The sequence below is a fragment of the Enterobacter sp. BWH52 genome (assembly GCF_001037565.1).
GTDB classification, from domain to species: domain Bacteria; phylum Pseudomonadota; class Gammaproteobacteria; order Enterobacterales; family Enterobacteriaceae; genus Enterobacter; species Enterobacter hormaechei_C.
The window spans coordinates 983,390-998,627 of record NZ_KQ089854.1; the positions used below are offsets into that span (position 1 = coordinate 983,390).

Below are 15,238 nucleotides of genomic sequence, written 5' to 3' on the forward strand. Positions count from 1 at the left end.
TTCGCAAAGAGGTTGATATGTCTTCTACATTGCCGCTGACTCTCAGCGCACTTCTGGCGCGTCGTGACTGGGAAAACCCGGGTGTGACGCAGTGGAATCGTCTGGCCGCACACGCGCCTTTTCATAGCTGGCGCGATGAAACCTTCGCCCGCGAGGATAAGCCTTCGCGGAGCAAGCGTCTGCTTAACGGCATCTGGCGATTCAGCTTTTTCCCGGCGCCAGAGCAGGTTCCGGAGGCATGGATAACGGACGATCTGGCTGATGCCGTTGAGATGCCCGTGCCGTCGAACTGGCAGATGCAGGGATTTGATACTCCCATCTATACCAACGTCACCTATCCGATAAATGTGAACCCGCCCTATGTTCCGGCTGAAAACCCAACCGGTTGTTACTCGCTCACATTTGAGATGGATGACGCCTGGATGTGCAGCGGGCAAACCCGCATTATTTTTGACGGGGTGAATTCAGCTTTTCATCTGTGGTGTAACGGCCAGTGGATGGGCTATTCGCAGGACAGCCGTCTGCCTGCGGAGTTCAATCTCAGCGCGGTGCTGCGACCGGGGCAGAACCGCCTGGCGGTGATGGTGTTACGCTGGTGCGACGGAAGCTATCTGGAAGATCAGGACATGTGGCGGATGAGTGGCATTTTCCGTGACGTCTCGCTGCTGCACAAGCCGGAAACGCGAATTGCCGATTATCAGATCGTGACCGATCTGAATGCCGAATGCGATCGGGCGATACTCCGGGTTGACGTTGCGCTGGAAGGCACACGCTACGCCGAATGCGAGGTGGCGTTTACCCTGTGGCGTAACGGCGAAGCCTGCGCGCAAACCACGCAGCAGCCCGGATCGGCCATCGTGGACGAACGCGGCAGTTGGGCAGAACGGCTTAGGGTGGCGATACCCGTGAACGCTCCTGCGCTATGGAGCGCTGAAACACCGGAATGCTATCGGCTGACAATATCGCTTCGGGATGCGCAGGGTAACGTGCTGGAGACTGAAGCCTGCGATGTCGGTTTCAGACGCGTCGAAATCAGCAACGGCCAGCTGAAGCTTAACGGCAAACCGCTGCTGATCCGCGGCATGAACCGTCACGAACATCATCCTGAGAAGGGGCAGGTGATGGATGAGGCGACCATGCGCCGCGACATCGAACTGATGAAGCAGCATAACTTCAACGCCGTGCGCTGCTCGCATTATCCGAACCATCCTCTGTGGTACACGCTTTGCGATCGCTACGGCCTGTACGTGGTTGATGAGGCGAATATTGAAACCCATGGCATGGTGCCAATGAGCCGCCTGGCGGACGATCCGCGCTGGCTGCCTGCAATGAGCGAACGCGTAACGCGTATGGTGCAGCGGGACCGGAATCATCCGTCCATCATCATCTGGTCCCTGGGGAATGAGTCCGGGCATGGGGCGAATCACGATGCGCTGTACCGCTGGCTGAAAACCACCGATCCCACGCGGCCGGTGCAGTATGAAGGCGGCGGCGCCAGTACGGCGGCAACCGATATTGTCTGCCCGATGTACGCTCGCGTCGATCAGGATCAGCCGTTCCCGGCGGTGCCAAAGTGGTCGATTAAAAAGTGGATTGGTATGCCGGACGAAACCCGTCCGCTGATCCTGTGCGAGTATGCCCACGCGATGGGCAACAGCTTTGGCGGCTTTGCCAGCTACTGGCAGGCATTCCGCAGCCATCCCCGGTTGCAGGGCGGCTTTGTCTGGGACTGGGTCGATCAGGCGCTGACGAAAAAAGCGGAAGACGGCACGGTATTCTGGGCCTACGGCGGCGATTTTGGCGATAAGCCCAACGACCGTCAGTTCTGCCTCAACGGGCTGGTGTTTCCCGATCGCACTCCGCATCCTGCCCTTTACGAGGCGCAGCGTGCCCAGCAGTTCTTTACCTTTACGCTGGTGAGCACCGCTCCGCTGGTCGTCGAGATCCAGAGCGATTATCTGTTCCGTCATACTGACAACGAGTATCTGCGATGGTCGGTGGCGCGTGACGGTGCGGTACTGGCTTCCGGCGAAACACCCCTCTCTGTTGCGCCCGAGGGGACGCAGCACGTTGAGATCCCGTTGCCTGAACTTGTCGCTGAGCCGGGCGAGGTCTGGCTCAACGTGGAGATCGTTCAGCCGCAGGCCACGCCGTGGTCGCCGCCCGGCCACCGTTGTGCCTGGGATCAGTGGCCGCTCCCGGCGCCGCTGTACCTTGCGCCACCGAAAGCAGGCGGAACCTCTCCGCAGCTAACGGTGCAGGACGAGGCGCTGGACATTACTCATCAGCAGCAGCGCTGGCAGTTTAGCCGTCTCACCGGAAACTTGACCCAGTGGTGGAACGAGGGCGCTGAAACGCTCCGTTCTCCGCTAACGGATAACTTCACCCGCGCGCCGCTGGACAATGACATTGGCGTCAGCGAGGCGACCCGCATCGATCCGAACGCGTGGGTGGAACGCTGGAAAGCGGCAGGGATGTATGAGATGTCTGCGCGCCTCCTCCAGTGTGAAGCGGAGCAGCATAACCGTGAGGTGGTGGTGACCACGCAGCACGTCTGGGAGCATCAGGGTAAAGCGCTGTTTATAAGCTGCAAGGTCTGGCGGATTGATGACCACGGGGTGCTGCACGGTGATGTGCAGGTGACGGTGGCGTCTGACATTCCTGAGCCCGCTCGCGTGGGCCTGAGCGTTATGCTGGCGGATATCCCGGAAACGGTGCGCTGGCTGGGACTAGGCCCGCTGGAAAACTATCCGGACAGAAAACTGGCGGCGCAGCAGGGGCGCTGGGCGTTACCGCTGGAAGAGATGCAGACGCCGTATATCTTCCCGACGGAGAACGGTTTGCGCTGCGACACCCGCGAGCTGACGTTTGGCTCCCATCAGTTGCAGGGACAGTTCCATTTCTCCCTGAGCCGTTATAGCCAGCGGCAGCTGCATGAGACAACGCATCAGCACTTGCTGCGGGAAGAGGCTGGCTGCTGGTTGAATCTTGATGCGTTTCACATGGGCGTAGGGGGGGACGACTCATGGAGCCCGAGCGTAGCCCCGGCCTTCATTCTGCAAAACCGCCGGCTGCGCTACACGTTTAGCTGGCAGCAGAACGGCTGAGCCGAAACGTGCGGCCACTGCCGTGGCCGCACGTAACACCGCACAATCGGTTTATTTCCTGAGGTTGTGCGCGGCCCAGAGAATGAAATCCTCTTTAGGCAGCGCCTTGCTGAAATACCAGCCCTGGCCGTACTGCACGCCGTGGCGATGCAACCATTCGATCTGCCCTTCAGTTTCAATGCCTTCTGCGACCATCGCCAGTTTAAGCGATTTGGCCATTTCGATGATGTGGGGAGTCACGTGCTTGTACTCCAGCGCATCCACAAAGGATTTATCAATCTTCAGAGTATCGACATCCAGATCCTGCAAATAGCTCAGGCTGGAGTAACCCGTGCCAAAATCATCAATGTAGATAGCGTGCCCGGCGCGGCGAAATGCAGCGATAGCAGGTACGCTGACGGCAGGATCGGCAAACCCGCGCTCGGTTAATTCAAGGGCGATCTGGCGCGGGTGGACGCCCCATTTGTTGAGCAACTGACTCAGCTGGCGAGGCAGCTCGGGGGACGTTAAATCCGATGGCGCAAGGTTGACAGAAATATGCAGTTCCGGGTGATGGTGTAGCCAGGCGCCTAGATCCTCAAATACCTCATTTACCACTAGCCGCGTCAGCGTTGAAATAAGCCCTGTCTGCTCAGCCAGCGGAACAAAGAGATTAGGCGACAGGTTACTGCCATCTGGCTGCGGCCAGCGCATCAGCGCTTCAGCACCCACCAGTTTTCCACTACACAGCGCCACGATGGGCTGGTAGTGAACCTCGATCTCCCGGTTGTTGATCGCGTCGATCAGGCGGTGACGCGGGGACAGCAAACGGCGGAGAATGCGCAGGACAATAAGGGCAGCAACCAGGCTTAGCAGTATGCCAGCCGGTAGCCAGATGATCAGTTGCTGGTGCCAGGAAGCCGCCAGCGGTTTTAACGACGCCCAAGCGATCACCGTAAACCCCAGTTCGGGTACAGGTTTCATCACGTACATTGAGCCGTTGTATTGCACGCGCGTAACGTCCTGCTGCTCCTTAACGACAGAGAGAATATACGGGTCGAGAACATTGCTTCTGGCAAATATATAATGGGTTGAGCTGCCCACCAGGGCGGCATCCATTGAGATTTCACCAAACGGAACAACATCCACAAGCGACGCCGGATCGACCATTACCAGATAATGTCCTTTCCCCAGAACGGCCATATAACGCTGAATGCCGAGGTCGTTTTGCGAGGTGAGCCACGCGCTATAACCATCTTCGGTGATCCGCATTGGGGGCGGTAAGATCGCCGTATCACTGGATTGTTCAAGCGATGAGCAGAGCGGTTTCAGGTTATCGATATACATCACTTCCTGGATATAGCGCCATGAGAACGCGACCCGGCGCATTTCGCGTAAATGCGGGGGAGTGCAGGGCGGGGCGTGGAATGTCTGTAGGTGCGTGAGCGCCTGTTTTGCCTGCGCAACGACTCTGTCGGTACGGATCAGAACACGCGAGGCATAGCTGTCCAGCGCGTCCACAAATTTCTCCTCAGCCTGACGATGCGCCAGCCAGATACTGAGGCACACAGGGACCAGCACAGAGAAGATCAGTACGCCTGTCACCAGGCTGACCAGATGTCGGGTTCGCATGCTGTTTTATCCTTCCCATATGCCCGCCCCGGGCCTGGAGTTTGCGCGCCAGAGGAAAAAGTTTTTATCGGTAAATGATATAGTTATAGCATGCAACCGTCTCAGGCAGGTATCTGAATAAACCTTTCAAAAACAGGCTGCGCGTCACAGGGGTTGTTTTTGCAGCAAAGCTCAGATAGTATTTTGTTATGTTATAACAATACATGAAGGCCAGAGATGAAACCGAATATCCATCCAACCTATCGCACCGTTGTGTTTCACGACACCACGGCTAATGAATATTTTAAAGTTGGCTCAACGATTAAGACAGATCGTGAAATTGAGCTTGAGGGGAAAACGTATCCTTACGTTACTCTTGATGTCTCCTCTAAATCACATCCGTTTTATACCGGGAAGCAGAAGACCTTCTCGACAGATGGCAGCGCGGCACGCTTCCGCAAGCGTTTTGGCGGCTTTCTTGATGCGAAGCGAGGCTAATCATGCAGGTGCTTAACTCATTGCGCAGTGCAAAACAGCGTCACCCGGATTGCCAGATAGTCAAACGCAAGGGACGCTTATACGTGATTTGCAAATCTAACCCGCGCTTTAAGGCGGTGCAGGGGCGTAAAAAAAGGCGCTAGACGCGCGTTTCTCGCCAGCTTTCCAGGGATCTTTTCTGTTTGCCGTCGGCAGTAAAATTGTCGGTGGCAAGCCAGCTTTCAAAGGCGCTCGCCAGCGCTGGCCACTCTTTGTCGAGAATTGAAAACCAGTCGGTGTCCCGGTTTCGGCCTTTAATGACCAGCGCCTGGCGAAAACGCCCTTCAAACTGAAAGCCAAGACGCAGGGCCGCTTTGCGGGAGGGTTCGTTCAGGCTATTGCACTTCCATTCATAACGCCGGTAGCCCAGGGTATCGAACACGTACCGCATCAGCAGATACTGCGCTTCTGTCGACATGGGCGTGCGGCTTAACAGTGACGAGAAGTGAACATGTCCCACTTCCACGACGCCGTTTTTAGGATCGATCCGCATCAGGGACAGCGTCCCGACAGGAGACTGGGTCTGGTTATCGATAACGGTAAAGTGGATGGGATCGGCTAATTCGCTTACGCTCGCCACCCATTCGGCAAACTCCTCTGCGGTGGCATCGGGCTCACGCAGCAGCCACGTCCAGCTTCGGGTATCTCCGGCCACGGAATACGCAGAGAACAACGCGTGGGCATGCTCCATGCGCAGCGGCTCAAGCCGACAATAGCGACCCTGAAGTACCACCCGGGACGGGTGCGGCCGAGGCTGCCAGTCGATAAGGCTTTCCCCTACAGGTTGACCAAACTCATTGAATGTATTCATCTTTATTTCCATGACGTTAAGAAGATCTCCAGATTAATGAATTGCTGGTTCCTTAAAAAGAACCACCAGGTTATGTTTTTCTGGTACCACAAGGAGGAATGATGAATATACCGGGTGATGAGCTATACACCTTGCTCCATGCTGCGCTAAAAAACGTGGGACAGAGACGCTCCAGCGCGCGCTCTATCTTGCTTTGCGGGAGGCCATACTGTGCGGAAGGCTTCGGTCCGGCAGCCATTTGCCCGGCTCACGAACGCTGGCGCATCAGATCTCGGTGTCCCGAAATACCGTCAACGCGGCGCTGGACCAGCTCACGCTCGAAGGTTATTTGCTGCGTAGCCGCCAGGGCACGCGGGTGGGGCAATTCACTCCTCGTACGATTGCCCGGACATTACCGGACCCGGACGTCAGGCTGACAAAACGTGTCGCCCGGCTGCCCGCGCCTGTGCCGCGTGACACTCCGGTGATGGCGTTTACGCCGGGAACGCCTGCCATCAACTATTTCCCCTTGCCGCTGTGGCGGCGGTTGTACGATCGCGTCCTGCGCGAGGAGGGAAGCGCCCTGTTAGGGTATGGCGACCCTGCCGGCGAGCCGTCGCTACGGGCCGCCATTGCCCGCCATCTTGCGCTCTCCCGCGGCATTGACTGTGACGCCAGCCAGATAGTGATAACCGAAGGGGCGCTGGAGGGCGTCAATCTGTGCACAATGCTGTTAAGCGAGCCGGGGGATGTCGCCTGGGTGGAAAATCCCGGCTATAGCGGCGCCAAAAGCGCTTTTGTCAAAACCGGCCTGGCGATGACCGGCATACCGGTGGATGACGAGGGGATGTGCTGGGAAGGGCTGTGTGCGCCTTCACCCACGCTGATTTTTACCTCGCCATCGCATCAGTTCCCTTACGGAAGCGTACTCAGCGCGCGGCGGCGTCTGGCGCTGCTGGAACTGGCCCGGCAGCACAACGCGTGGATCATTGAGGACGATTACGACAGCGAATTCCGTTATACCGGTGAGCCCGTCCCGGCGATGCTGGGTATGGTCAACAACGCGCCCGTTGTGTATCTGGGGACGTTCAGCAAAACGCTGTTTCCGTCGCTCCGAATGGGGTTCATGGTGTTACCGCCAGCGCTGGCGAAGGCGGCACGTCCCGCCATCGGCTCGCTGCTGCGCGGCGGGCATCGCGCTGAACAGCGCACCCTGGCGCTGTTTATTGAGGAAGGCCACTATGCGCGACATCTTGCCGCCATGCGCCGACTTTATCGTAAGCGATACCGCCAACTGCGAGAGGTGCTAAGCGCAGAGCTTCATACGCCGCATCGCGTTCTTGCCGGAGAAGGAGGGATGCACCTGGCGCTGGCGATTGACGGTATCGACGACCAGCGGCTGGTGGAGCAGGCAAGAGCGTTTCAGCTGGCACCCGCTGCGCTGAGCGGATATTACCTTGAGACGAAGCAGGGGCAAACCGGTCTGGTTTTAGGTTACGGCAATACCTCTGCTTCGCAGTTTGCGCCGGGTATCCGACGTCTTCAGGCGTTAATTACGCAGCAGTGGGGCGGGAAAGGGTAAAGACATCATAAAAAGAGAGCTGGCCCTTGGTGGTGACCATTTTCTGCAACTTCTCTTTTTGCCCGGCTTCGACAGCCGGCGAGTGCAGGATGCTGTCGATCAGCTCCTTCGGCACGTAACGCGTGTTGTACCACTCCCCGTTGTAGCACACGCGGAAATCGAGTACGTCGATATCTTCATACCGGTAACGCGGATTGACGTCGAAAAAGAAAAACGCGTTAAACACCACGAACAGCACTACCAGCAGCCAGACGGAATCGACCAGCGTTTCAGACTTCAGCATGACGATAAGCGTTGCCAGCCAGGCGGCGTACATGGCGACGAACAACCCGGGGTGTTTGCGAATAAAGCTGATGCTAAAGCGCGGGCGATTGTCGCGCTTTTCGCGAGTATTGAGATCGTCGATGGTGGCGGTAAGCAGGCGCTGTATCTCTGTCATTTTTTGCCTTTATGATTGTTGAAAATACAGGTGATCTGCTTATTTTATGAGAGGGGTTTACGCGATGAAAGTAACAGTTATGCCAGGAAAAAGCATAACAGTTACTCAGGATGCGCTTAGAGCATTTTAATGATTTTCGCCGGATTGCCGCCCACGACAGCATTGGCCGGCACGTCTTTGGTCACTACCGCGCCGGAAGCGATAACCGCATTATCGCCAATGGTTACGCCCGGGTTAATGATCGCACGTCCGCCGATCCAGACGTTATCACCAATGGTGACCGGTTTACCGTACTCCAGCCCGCTGTTACGTTCGGTCGCATCCAGAGGATGCGTGGCCGTATAAATGTGCACCCCCGGCGCAAGCATACAGTTATCGCCAATGCGGACAGGGCAGACATCCAGCATGACGCAGTCAAAGTTGGCATAAAAATTATTGCCCAGATAGATGTTATACCCGTAGTCGCAGCGGAAGCTCGGTTCTATATAGGCGCCTTCGCTTTGGCCCAGCAGGTCAGCTAATAAGGCGCGACGTTCGGCCTTCTCATCGGGTGCGGTATGGTTATAGCGGTGAACAAGATGACGCGCGCGTAAACGGTCAGCCCTCAGCGTGTCATCGCCAGGGCGGTAATATTCACCTGCAATCATCTTCTGTTTTTCTTCACTCATGGGAACCTCTCTGGAATCGTTTTACGCAGCGTAAAGAGGATTAACCAGAAAGGGAACGTTCCCTAAAAGCGGCTGTGACGGGAGTCACAACATTTATGCGCATAAATACGTTTTATACGGGAACCTGGCGTTTGCACTTGAAGCGTAATTCGAAAGGTAAATTCAGCTTAACAACGGGCGTAATGCCTTTACAGTCTCTCTTCAACGATTAACGAACAAATTTCCATACCGAAGAGGGGATCTTGTCATACAGTTTATTCATGGTTAGTTCAGCCAGACGATGGTCGGCAGCTGAATAAAATACCGCCAGTTCATTATCAGAGAGCTCGTATTTATTTTTTTCAATAACACGTTCGAGGGTGTCAATTGACTGGCAGCGTCGCAGGCGCATCAAATAATCGACTTTTGTTAATGGTTTATCAGACATAAATTCACCTTAGTAATTGTAATAATTTTAACAGGAAAGACTAACCGGATTAGCTCTGCTGACATTAGTGAAGCAGCGAAATAGGCGGTTTCCTGATTTACGCCATTTCTGCAAATCCTGTGCGTTAATGCCGTAGCTGCTGAACAACATAAAGGTGTCGTCCAGGTATTCATCAATTTGCTCTATCAACTTATTATCTTCATTGTACTTAATTTTATAATTAAGTGCGAAGGTGGCGATATGCTCGATCAGCTCGTTAAGCTGTAAATTGATAGCAGACGTTGGATCGTTCACCCAGCCATGGTTACTTTCTTCAAGATTGGCAAGGCAGTCATGGTACAAGGATTCGCAGAGAAATTTCAACTGCGCGATATCATGCCTTTTTGGCGAGTACTCGTCCATAGCGCATCCCCTTCTGAGTGATTTTTTACTCACCGAACATCATGTCGGGATGGATACAACTTGCTTAGCCACATGGGAGCTGTGTTCCTGATAACTCTAACTATAAGCCACTCTGATCAAGATTTCACCGCGCTATTACGAAAAATTACAATTAAATCGTTACTGTGCGAGCCTTTACGCAAATGTACCTTTTGCAGCAACCACGTTAATCAAATAAAAAACCGTTTTTTATCGGTTCCTTAAAATTCATTGAGTTAGCGCAAAGTTTCATGTGAAGTCCGAAACCAGATATCTTCAGATAATTTCCGTTACTTAGGAATAGTCCGAATAATTTACGCCGCAAAATGATAATAAAAGAAGGCTGAGTCCCTGGTGTAAGTTATCGGCCTATTATGCCAGGCCTCATTTAAAAAGAAGAAAATAAATAGAAAAGCAATAGGTCTATTTTATGATTTTTTCTGAAAATGAAAAAGGCCGCAAATGCGGCCTTTTTATCATGTGAAACCGGTATCAGTGATGTTCTACCGAATGATTGTGCTCAACATCTTCATTTTTGCGGCTGAAGCGGCGACGAACCACCACGAAGAACACCGGTACGAAGAAGATGGCGAGAACGGTCGCCGTGACCATACCACCCATTACACCCGTACCTACCGCGTTCTGTGCGCCGGAGCCCGCGCCGGAGCTGATAACCAGCGGCATAACGCCGAGGATAAACGCCAGGGACGTCATCAGGATTGGACGCAAACGCATACGAACGGCTTCCAGCGTGGCTTCAATCAGGCCTTTTCCTTCTTTCTCCATCAGATCTTTGGCGAATTCGACGATGAGTATCGCGTTCTTCGCCGACAAGCCAATGGTTGTCAGCAGGCCCACCTGGAAGTAAACGTCGTTGGTCAGCCCACGGAAGGTTGCGGCAAGCAGTGCGCCGATAACCCCCAGCGGAACCACCAGCATAACGGAGAACGGAATCGACCAGCTCTCATACAATGCCGCTAGACACAGGAACACCACAATCAGTGAAATGGCGTACAGGGCAGGGGCCTGGTTACCGGACAGACGTTCCTGATAGGACATGCCGGTCCAGTCGTAGCCGATACCCGCAGGTAGTTTGCTGGCCAGTTCTTCCATCAGGTTCATGGCTTCACCGGTGCTTCGGCCTGGCGCTGCCTGACCGAGGATTTCCATCGATGGCAAGCCGTTATAACGCTCCAGACGCGGCGAACCGTATTCCCAGCGCGAGGTTGAGAAGGCGGAGAACGGCACCATCTGGCCATCGCTACCGCGAACGTACCAGTTGTTGATATCGTTCGGCAGCATGCGGTATTGCGCTTCGGACATCACGTACACTTTCTTCACGCGACCACGGTCGATGAAGTCGTTGACGTAGCTGCCACCCCAGGCTGCACCCAGCGTGGTATTAATGTCGCTGATGGAAACACCCAGCGCCTGCGCTTTTTCCTGGTCGATATCGATCTTGTACTGCGGCGTATCTTCCAGACCGTTAGGACGCACGCCCACCAGCAGGTCAGGGTGTTTTGCCACCTCGCCAAACAGCTGGTTACGCGCCTGCGTCAGTTTTTCGTGGCCCAGACCGCCCTGGTCAATCAGCTGGAAGTCGAAGCCGGTCGCCGTACCCAGTTCAACAATCGCTGGCAGGTTAAAGGCAAAGACCATCGCATCTTTAATCTGTGAGAAGGTGCCCATTGCACGGCCGGTAATGGCTTCTACCTTGTTCTCTGCACCTGGACGTTCAGACCAGTCTTTCAGAGAAACGAAGGCGATACCGGTGTTCTGACCACGACCCGCGAAGCCAAAGCCGTTAACCGCAAACACGGATTCGACGTTGTCTTTCTCTTTGGTCAGGAAGTAGTCGGTCATCTCATCCAGCACTTTCTGCGTACGCTCTTGCGTCGCACCGGCCGGAAGCTGCGCCATACTCAGGAACACGCCCTGGTCTTCATCTGGCAGGAACGAGCTTGGCAGACGAACGAACAGGAATGCCATCCCCACCACGATGATGATATAGAGCAGCAGGTAACGACCGGTGCTGCGCAGGATGTTACCCACGCTGTCGGTGTAGTGGTGCGTGCTCTTATCAAACATGCGGTTGAACCAGCCGAAGAACCCTTTATGCTCGCCGTGTCCGCCTTTCTGAATCGGCTTCAGCATCGTCGCGCACAGGGCTGGCGTCAGGATCAGCGCAACCAGTACCGACAGCGCCATCGCCGAAACGATGGTGATGGAGAACTGACGGTAAATCGCACCGGTAGAGCCGCCAAAGAAGGCCATCGGGATAAATACCGCGGACAGTACCATCGCGATACCGACCAGCGCGCCCTGGATCTGGCCCATAGATTTACGGGTTGCTTCCTTCGGCGGCAGGCCTTCTTCCGCCATCACACGCTCGACGTTTTCGACCACCACGATGGCGTCATCCACCAGCAGGCCGATGGCGAGCACCATCCCGAACATCGTCAGGGTGTTTATCGAGTAGCCAAATATCGCCAGAACCGCGAAGGTCCCAAGCAATACAACCGGTACGGCGATGGTTGGGATCAGCGTCGCGCGGAAGTTTTGCAGGAACAGGTACATTACCAGGAAGACGAGGATGATCGCCTCAACCAGGGTTTTTACCACTTCGTGAATCGAAATTTTTACGAACGGCGTAGTGTCATACGGATAAACGATTTTCAGACCTGACGGGAAGAACGGTTCCATCTTCTTCAACTCTGCACGAATAGCCGTCGCGGTGTCCAGGGCGTTAGCGCCGGTCGCCAGTTTGATACCCAGACCAGATGCCGGCTTGCCGTTGAACTTCGCGATAACGTCGTAGTTCTCGCCGCCCAGCTCCACTTTCGCTACGTCACGCAGGCGAACCTGCGAACCGTCCTGATTCACTTTCAGCAGAATTTTGCTGAACTCATCCGCGGAGGTCAGACGGGTTTGCGCGATGATCGAGGCGTTAAGCTGCTGGCCCTTGACCGGCGGCGTACCGCCTAACTGACCGGCTGCCACCTGGGCGTTCTGCGCTTTGATGGCGTTAATCACGTCAACCGGCGTCAGCTGGAAGTTGTTCAGTTTATTCGGATCCATCCAGATACGCATGGCGTACTGGGAACCAAACAGCTGAACGTCACCCACACCTGACGTACGGCTGATGGCGTCCTTCATGTTGGCGCCCACGTAGTCGGAAATATCCTCCTGCGTCATGGTGCCGTTGGTGTTGATCACGCCGACAACCATCAGGAAGCTACTGGACGATTTCTCGACGCTCACGCCCTGCTGTTGTACTTCCTGCGGCAGCAGAGGCATCGCCAGCTGCAATTTGTTCTGCACCTGAACCTGCGCAATGTCCGCATCCGTACCGGATTCAAAGGTCAGGGTGATCTGAACCGTACCGGTTGAGTCACTGTTTGAGGACATGTACATCAGGTTATCGATACCGTTCATGTTCTGTTCGATAACCTGCGTAACGGTATCCTGCACCGTTTTCGCATCAGCGCCCGGATAGGTTGCGGAGATCGTTACTGCCGGTGGCGCAATCGTTGGATATTGCGCAACAGGCAGCTTCAGGATCGCAAGTCCCCCGGCCAGCATGATGATAATGGCGATCACCCACGCAAATATGGGGCGATCGATAAAGAAATTAGGCATGTCTTAACGGCTCCTGTTTAAGTTAAGACTTGGTTTGTTCTGACTGGCCAGCGGCCGACGCTTGTTGTTTGTCGTCAGATTTCACTTCCTGCGCTTTGACCTGCGCGCCAGGACGAACTTTTTGCAAACCAGTAATAATCACGCGATCGCCATCTTTCAGACCTTCCGTCACCAGCCACTTGTCGCCAATCGCCTGCGTTGCAGTGATATTGCGCATTTCGACTTTGTTATCGGCACCCACAACCAGCGCGCTCGCATCGCCGCGTGGCGTACGGGTCACACCCTGCTGAGGAACCAGAATGGCGCTTGGGTTAGTCCCTTCCTCAAGACGGGCGCGTACGAACATACCCGGCAGCAGGGTTTTATCCGGATTCGGGAAAATGGCCCGGATGGTGATTGAGCCGGTGGTCTGATCGACGGTCACATCAGAAAATTCCAGTGTACCGGTCTGCGAGAACTCGATACCGTCGTTGGTAACCAGTTCAACCTTGGCTTTACCGTTTTCCTGTTTCAGTTGACCGCTTGCCAGCTCCTGTTTGAGACGCAGGAAATCGTTGCTGGACTGGGTAACGTCAACATAGATCGGGTCAAGCTGCTGCACGGTGGCCAGTGCGTTGGTCTGACCGTTTTGCACCAGTGCACCTTCGGTGACGGCAGATTTACCAATGCGACCGCTGATAGGGGAGGTCACTTTGGTGTAGGCCAGGTTAATACGCGCGGTTTCTACCGCCGCTTTCGCCGCCACAACGGCCGCGTTGGCTTGCTGCGCATCGGCCAGGGCTGAATCATAATCCTGTTGGCTGATGTACTGCGTGCCGAGCAGCTTCTTGTAACGATTCAACGTCAGCTGCGAAATTTTGGCTGCCGCTTCTGCTTTCGCCAGATCGCCTTTAGCGCTCTCATAAGACGCCTGGTAGGTTGCTGGATCAATCTGATACAGAGACTCACCTGCCTTGACATCACCGCCTTCGGTGAAGTTACGTTTCAGGATGATACCGCTTACCTGCGGACGCACTTCCGCAATGCGATAGGCGCTGGTGCGGCCCGGTAGTTCTGTTGTCATCTGGAGAGGTTCGGATTTGAGCGTCACGACGCCAACTTCTGGCACCTGCTGAGCTCCTTGTTGAGCCTCTTTGTCGTCACATCCTGTAAGCGCTAAGCTGCCTGAGAGCATCAGAACGACCGCCAGAGGCGTTAACCCTCTGTTTTTGTTCATATGTAAACCTCGAGTGTCCGATTTCAAATTGATCAAGGGTCCTGAGTCTAAAAACCCATTGCTGCGTTTATATTATCGTCATGCTATGGTACATACATTCATAAATGTATGTAAATCTGACTCCTGTAAATTCATCAACGTATGGCACGAAAAACCAAACAACAAGCGCTGGAAACCCGACAACACATTCTGGATGTGGCAATGCGTTTGTTCTCACAGCAGGGTGTTTCGGCAACCTCGCTGGCACAGATTGCTCAGGCCGCGGGCGTCACGCGGGGAGCGATTTACTGGCATTTCAAAGACAAGTCCGATCTGTTTGGTGAAATCTGGGAGCTTTCAGAGTCCAGCATTAGCGATCTTGAGAGTGAGTATCGGGCAAAATTCCCTCACGATCCACTCTCTGTGTTAAGAGAAATTCTAGTATATATCCTTGAAGCGACAGTTGTTGAAGAGCGCCGCCGTCTGATGATGGAAATCATCTTCCATAAATGTGAGTTCGTTGGCGAAATGGCGGTGGTTCAGCAGGCGCAACGCGACCTGTGTCTGGAAAGCTACGATCGCATCGAACAGGTCCTCACGGAGTGCATGCAGGCCAAAATGCTTCCTGCCACCTTACTCACCCGCCGGGCGGCGATCCTGATGCGCAGCTATATTTCCGGCCTGATGGAAAACTGGCTTTTTGCTCCGGAGTCGTTCGATCTCAGATCAGAGGCGCGCAGCTATGTCGACATTTTTCTTGAGATGTGCCAGCTCTGTCCGACCCTTCAAAGTAAGCATCACCCCCGTTCTGCCTGATCGGGTACGGGAAAAATCGTAGACCCTT

Annotated in this window: 12 protein-coding genes and 1 pseudogene; 5 read left to right on the forward strand and 8 right to left on the reverse strand. The window is 54.7% G+C overall.

The genetic code is table 11. The annotated features are described in order from the left end of the window. Positions 1 to 17: 17 nt before the first annotated feature. Positions 18 to 3,107 (forward strand): beta-galactosidase, encoded by a 3,090-nt coding sequence (locus tag SK47_RS04630; RefSeq protein WP_048243547.1) that lies wholly within the window; start codon positions 18 to 20, stop codon positions 3,105 to 3,107. 51 nt (positions 3,108 to 3,158) lie between these two features. Here the strand turns inward: SK47_RS04630 and SK47_RS04635 are convergent, their stop codons facing one another. Then, complete coding sequence (locus SK47_RS04635; RefSeq protein ID WP_048243548.1) at positions 3,159 to 4,718, reverse strand: EAL domain-containing protein; 1,560 nt, start codon at positions 4,716 to 4,718, stop codon at positions 3,159 to 3,161. A 216-nt stretch (positions 4,719 to 4,934) separates the two neighbouring features. Between SK47_RS04635 and SK47_RS04640 the strand changes: the two genes are divergently transcribed. Both SK47_RS04640 and ykgO read left to right on the forward strand, forming a co-directional pair. Further along, complete coding sequence (locus SK47_RS04640) at positions 4,935 to 5,195, forward strand: type B 50S ribosomal protein L31 (protein WP_015571255.1); 261 nt, start codon at positions 4,935 to 4,937, stop codon at positions 5,193 to 5,195. Between the two features lie 2 nt (positions 5,196 to 5,197). Then, the gene (gene ykgO / locus SK47_RS04645; RefSeq protein ID WP_003859006.1) at positions 5,198 to 5,338 is read left to right on the forward strand and encodes a type B 50S ribosomal protein L36; all 141 of its coding nucleotides are present in this window, start codon (positions 5,198 to 5,200) and stop codon (positions 5,336 to 5,338) included. Here the strand turns inward: ykgO and SK47_RS04650 are convergent. Beyond that, positions 5,335 to 6,045 carry a GNAT family N-acetyltransferase gene (locus SK47_RS04650; RefSeq protein WP_022650493.1) on the reverse strand — a complete coding sequence of 237 codons (711 nt, stop codon included), beginning with the start codon at positions 6,043 to 6,045 and terminating at the stop codon, positions 5,335 to 5,337. The genes ykgO and SK47_RS04650 overlap by 4 nt on opposite strands. A gap of 101 nt (positions 6,046 to 6,146) precedes the next feature. Here SK47_RS04650 and SK47_RS04655 point away from each other — a divergent pair. After that, a pseudogene (locus tag SK47_RS04655) lies at positions 6,147 to 7,606 on the forward strand (PLP-dependent aminotransferase family protein). Here SK47_RS04655 and SK47_RS04660 read toward each other — a convergent pair. The 6 genes from SK47_RS04660 to acrA all read right to left on the reverse strand — a co-directional run bounded on the left by SK47_RS04660 (position 7,578) and on the right by acrA (position 14,415). Continuing rightward, entirely contained in the window at positions 7,578 to 8,045 is a 468-nt protein-coding gene (locus SK47_RS04660; protein ID WP_022650495.1) for a YlaC family protein, read from the reverse strand. The pseudogene SK47_RS04655 and the gene SK47_RS04660 overlap by 29 nt on opposite strands. Positions 8,046 to 8,161: 116 nt before the next feature. Beyond that, on the reverse strand, positions 8,162 to 8,713 hold the full coding sequence (gene maa, locus SK47_RS04665; protein ID WP_048243549.1) for a maltose O-acetyltransferase: 552 nt from the start codon (positions 8,711 to 8,713) through the stop codon (positions 8,162 to 8,164). Between the two features lie 208 nt (positions 8,714 to 8,921). Further along, positions 8,922 to 9,140 carry an HHA domain-containing protein gene (locus tag SK47_RS04670; protein WP_015571250.1) on the reverse strand — a complete coding sequence of 73 codons (219 nt, stop codon included), beginning with the start codon at positions 9,138 to 9,140 and terminating at the stop codon, positions 8,922 to 8,924. Positions 9,141 to 9,167: 27 nt separating this feature from the next. Further along, the gene (gene tomB, locus SK47_RS04675) at positions 9,168 to 9,542 is read right to left on the reverse strand and encodes an Hha toxicity modulator TomB (protein ID WP_006809850.1); all 375 of its coding nucleotides are present in this window, start codon (positions 9,540 to 9,542) and stop codon (positions 9,168 to 9,170) included. A gap of 510 nt (positions 9,543 to 10,052) precedes the next feature. Next, positions 10,053 to 13,199 (reverse strand): multidrug efflux RND transporter permease subunit AcrB, encoded by a 3,147-nt coding sequence (acrB, locus tag SK47_RS04680; protein ID WP_022650497.1) that lies wholly within the window; start codon positions 13,197 to 13,199, stop codon positions 10,053 to 10,055. A gap of 22 nt (positions 13,200 to 13,221) precedes the next feature. Beyond that, entirely contained in the window at positions 13,222 to 14,415 is a 1,194-nt protein-coding gene (gene acrA, locus SK47_RS04685) for a multidrug efflux RND transporter periplasmic adaptor subunit AcrA (protein WP_022650498.1), read from the reverse strand. Positions 14,416 to 14,556: 141 nt separating this feature from the next. Between acrA and acrR the strand changes: the two genes are divergently transcribed. Next, a complete protein-coding gene (acrR, locus tag SK47_RS04690; protein WP_045337214.1) occupies positions 14,557 to 15,210 on the forward strand; it encodes a multidrug efflux transporter transcriptional repressor AcrR in 654 nt (217 codons plus the stop codon). Positions 15,211 to 15,238: the final 28 nt, after the last annotated feature.

Bases quoted from the DNA above. Each gene is read 5' to 3' on its own strand.
- SK47_RS04630 (WP_048243547.1), top strand. From the start codon at position 18: ATGTCTTCTACATTGCCGCTGACTCTCAGCGCACTTCTGGCGCGTCGT.
- SK47_RS04635 (WP_048243548.1), bottom strand. From the start codon at position 4,718: ATGCGAACCCGACATCTGGTCAGCCTGGTGACAGGCGTACTGATCTTC.
- SK47_RS04640 (WP_015571255.1), top strand. From the start codon at position 4,935: ATGAAACCGAATATCCATCCAACCTATCGCACCGTTGTGTTTCACGAC.
- ykgO (WP_003859006.1), top strand. From the start codon at position 5,198: ATGCAGGTGCTTAACTCATTGCGCAGTGCAAAACAGCGTCACCCGGAT.
- SK47_RS04650 (WP_022650493.1), bottom strand. From the start codon at position 6,045: ATGAATACATTCAATGAGTTTGGTCAACCTGTAGGGGAAAGCCTTATC.
- SK47_RS04660 (WP_022650495.1), bottom strand. From the start codon at position 8,045: ATGACAGAGATACAGCGCCTGCTTACCGCCACCATCGACGATCTCAAT.
- maa (WP_048243549.1), bottom strand. From the start codon at position 8,713: ATGAGTGAAGAAAAACAGAAGATGATTGCAGGTGAATATTACCGCCCT.
- SK47_RS04670 (WP_015571250.1), bottom strand. From the start codon at position 9,140: ATGTCTGATAAACCATTAACAAAAGTCGATTATTTGATGCGCCTGCGA.
- tomB (WP_006809850.1), bottom strand. From the start codon at position 9,542: ATGGACGAGTACTCGCCAAAAAGGCATGATATCGCGCAGTTGAAATTT.
- acrB (WP_022650497.1), bottom strand. From the start codon at position 13,199: ATGCCTAATTTCTTTATCGATCGCCCCATATTTGCGTGGGTGATCGCC.
- acrA (WP_022650498.1), bottom strand. From the start codon at position 14,415: ATGAACAAAAACAGAGGGTTAACGCCTCTGGCGGTCGTTCTGATGCTC.
- acrR (WP_045337214.1), top strand. From the start codon at position 14,557: ATGGCACGAAAAACCAAACAACAAGCGCTGGAAACCCGACAACACATT.